General features: G+C 36.5%; 1 protein-coding gene. It reads right to left on the minus strand.

Annotation, left to right across the window (positions count from 1 at the left end):
* Window positions 1–334 precede the first annotated feature (334 nt).
* Window positions 335–3,814 (minus strand): family 78 glycoside hydrolase catalytic domain, encoded by a 3,480-nt coding sequence (locus tag V7077_RS06615; protein ID WP_335499642.1) that lies wholly within the window; start codon window positions 3,812–3,814, stop codon window positions 335–337.
* Between the last annotated feature and the right edge of the window lie 194 nt (window positions 3,815–4,008).

The raw sequence follows: 4,008 nt of genomic DNA on the forward strand, positions 1-4,008 counted from the left end.
AACTGCCGTAGCTCTTCCTATTCCCTTCCTTAGACAGTTATGAGGACTTCATAACTGCCGTAGCTCTTCCTATTCCCTTCCTTAGACAGTTATGAGAACTTCATAACTGCCGTAGCTTTTCCTTTCCTTCGACAGTGATGAAGACTGTTTGATTTCCCTAAGGAATTATGATTTGTGCCATTACAGAATCAATCCCCGCAGAATTTACTTAAACATTTATTAAGGATTAATCACTGGTATTTATCAAAATAAATCACTAGTATCTACATTAAGATAAAATAAAAAGGCATGAGTCCGGTCCAATACCGAACTCATGCCCAAGCGATCGCACGAGCTATTGATTTATCGATACTTCAATACATTCATTCAATCTATTAAACCTAAAGCTGCCAGATACAAGTTCAAAATGGGCAACTTTTATATGATTAAAAGTCGTATTTCCTCTATAAATAACACCTTCACATACTACCTCACACTTAGCATCCTCTTCAACAGGTAAATATAAATCAGCAGTTGTATTTGCAGGTACTTTTACTTCATACCGATCCCACAAACTTTCCCCACTCTTTGTCCATCCGCTATGAATCGTTCCATATGGCGACTCAAAGCTTCCTTTTACATATTCCATCTTTCCACCCATTTGAGGCTGAAGAATAAAATGCTTGTAGCCTGATTTTTCTTCATCAGACATGATTCCTAGTTGATAACCCATCATCCATTCATAAATAGCACCTAGCGAAAAATGGTTAAAAGAGTTCATAGAATTATTGCCATTAAATCCACCATCAACCGTATAGGAATTCCAGCGTTCCCATATGGATGTTGCCCCATTGATAACAGGGTATAGCCATGAAGCATACTCTGTTGATTCAAATAAGTTATAAACTTCCTCTATATATCCATATTTGGATAACGTAGGTACAAGATTTGGGGTTCCTGAGAATCCGGTTTTAATCGTATAATTACCCTTCTCCGTTAACGTCCTCTTAACTGTTTCTTGATAATGGATCACAGCTTTCTTTTCATTTTCTTCATTAAATACACCATATCTAAGCGGAGTTGCGTAAGATGCTTGAGTATCTTGAAGTTTCCCTTCAAAATCTCTTGTACGGCCATCCTCATCAACATAAAGTTCGTTCCACTCTGCCTTTGTTATTTCATAGGCAGCCTGATACTTATTAGAAAGCTCAGTATCACCAATTATTTCAGCCATTTTTGATGAAGTTTCTAATAAATAGGCATAAACGGCATTATTAATTAACGTGTAGTCGGTAAGTTCAATACTTAACCAATCAGCAAGAATACCCGTTTTGCTGGTTAATCCATTATAAATTTTATCATCAATAGTCATTGGATTTTCCAGCAAATAGTTTAGATATTTATCAATGGCTCCAATATTTTCACGAATGATCTCCTTCTTGCCATATTGTCTATATAGGTTATATGGAATCAATACAAGAGCTGCGTCCCAAGAAACACCACAGAAACCACCAAATCCACCTGTATCTTGATTAGGCAGTATATAGCTTGGAGCAAATACAGGAAGTGCCCCTGTTGTAAACTGACTATCTCTTAAGGTGTATAACCATTGACGATAAAAATTATAAACGTCGGCATTATAGGTTGCTGCCATGGAAAATACCTGCGCATCACCCGTCCATCCCAGCCGCTCATTTCTTTGTGGACAGTCTGTTGGAAGAGATATAAAATTACTGTTTTGGGAGTTCTGAACATTTTTATATAATCTATTGACCAATGGGTTCGAAGATTCATAGGTTGAAGACAGCTTTATAGATGACAAAAGGTATGTCTCAACAAATTCCACTGGAAGCGGCTCACTGAGTCCTGAAATCTCAATAAAACGGAAACCATGATAGGTTCGATGAGGTTCTATGACAACCGCTTCACTTCCTTTTGCAGTATAAAAGTCAGTCGAAAGAGCCGCACGATAATTTTCAACCATCATCATATCTGCAATGCCTGCTTCTTGATATTCCTTCAAATGACTAGGATAAAGAATCTCAGCATAACGGATAATTAACTGTTGACCAGCCTTAAGCACTCCTTCTGGTATCACAATATGAGGAACTCCCAGTACATTTTCACCCATATCATAAATGTAGGAATAATTACCTTCGAAATCTTTATGCTCGCTGGTTTTTTGTACACTTTTTGAGACAATCGTATTAATAATTCGAATCGGCTCATCCAATCTTGTCATAAAAGTATAGTTTTCAAATGTAGATTCGGTTGGAATCTCAACTGCTTTTCTCCAGCCTTTTTCATCAAAGTCCACATTCATCCAGCCAACTACTTCTTTGTTTGCATTATAGCGTTCCCCTTGGAAGAAGGAGCCATACTCAACAGGTCCATTACCATAGTAAGACCAATTTTCTTCATCCGTTACAATGGTTTCAACCGTCTGATCGGTATACTCGATCACTAACTTTGCCATCAAAGCTTGACGATCACCATAAAAATTATAGTTATGGACGATGAAGGTCTGATAGCCGCTCCACCAACCTTCAGCCAGTTGGACGGCAATGGCATTCTTACTCTCACTATTAAGTAACTCTTTCACATCATAGGTATGGTAAGCAATTCTTTCACGGTACTCCGAGTTCCCTGGGTTAAACCAGTGGTCACTAATTTTCTCTCCATTCATCCACATTTCATAGATGCCCTGAGCCGAAACATACAGTCTTGCTTTTTCAATTTTTTTCTCAGCCTTAAACTCTGTTCTAAGCATAGGAGCACTGCCATATGACGGATTGGCAAATACTAAAATATCCTGATTGCCGCCAACAACAATCCTTCCATCTTCTCCCACATGTACCCCTTCAAGACCTTTAAAAATATCGTAGGTAGCTCCAATTTTCTCTCCAAAAAGAATTCCCTCACTATATGGTCCTGGATTATGAATCGCTATGTTCTCAAAGATGGCTTTTTCTCCTGCAGCTACTGAAAAACCAATTTCATTCAGATTAGGATAAGTATTATAATCATGCGTGTTGCCTAAAGGGTTAAGCTGACGATTTTCATCGACTACTATTCCATTTATCTTAAAAGTGACCTGATTTAAGTTACTCAATGTATCTATTGAAATACTCATCTTTTCATAAGCATTTTCCTTAGAAATCACTGTATTTGGAATCTCTAATGAAAACTCAGCTTCATTTGAGTCATTCTCCATACTTTGTCCAAGAACCGGCATACCAACGACATAAATATTAAGCTTTGCCGTATCACTTATACCATTTAAAAGCTGCTCTACATCTACTTCATATTTGAAATAATTAAGCTCTTCCGCTTTTCCCCATATATTAAAGTTCTTGTTTTTTAATCGAAAATCATTTGCGCCAAAAATGATTCCTGCCTTATTACACCCTTCCGTTAAAGTTAGATCCATCCTCAAATCAAAGTAGCATGCAGAGGTCGCATCCAATGTTAACTCATCTGCTCCGATCCATTTAGCACCATTACCTAAGGATTTCTCATTCTCTAACATAAGTCCCGTTTCAAAAAAATGATTCTTAGATTCGTATTTATTTCCATGATTATCTACTACTGATAATTCAACATTGTATCTTGTGGATGATTCAAGAAGTTCTCCTTCATAAAAAATCTCAACAGCAGTATCTGAGAAGACTTCCCCTGAATCCCAAACAATGCTTCCATCTTCTTCTTTCACGATTATTTTATAAGATTCTTGCATAACACCTATTTCGTCAGATAAAATCAACCAACTAAACTCTGGCTTCTTACAATCGATCCCGATTGGATTCACGAGACCTTCTGTTTTTAATGTAAGCATTATTCATATCCTTTCATAAAAAAATATAATTACCGAGAGAAAAATATTGCTGTTTTTTAACCTTGATTCCTAAACAGATTGAGCTCGATTCTATTTAAATCAATAACTATTACTATACTAATTCAAATCAATAGGTAACCATATACAGATATTTAATTAAAATAATTGATCTTTTTTAATCTATTCTTTTTGTC

The organism is Neobacillus vireti (assembly GCF_036962465.1).
In the GTDB taxonomy this organism is placed as follows: Bacteria; Bacillota; Bacilli; order Bacillales; family Cytobacillaceae; genus Neobacillus; species Neobacillus vireti_B.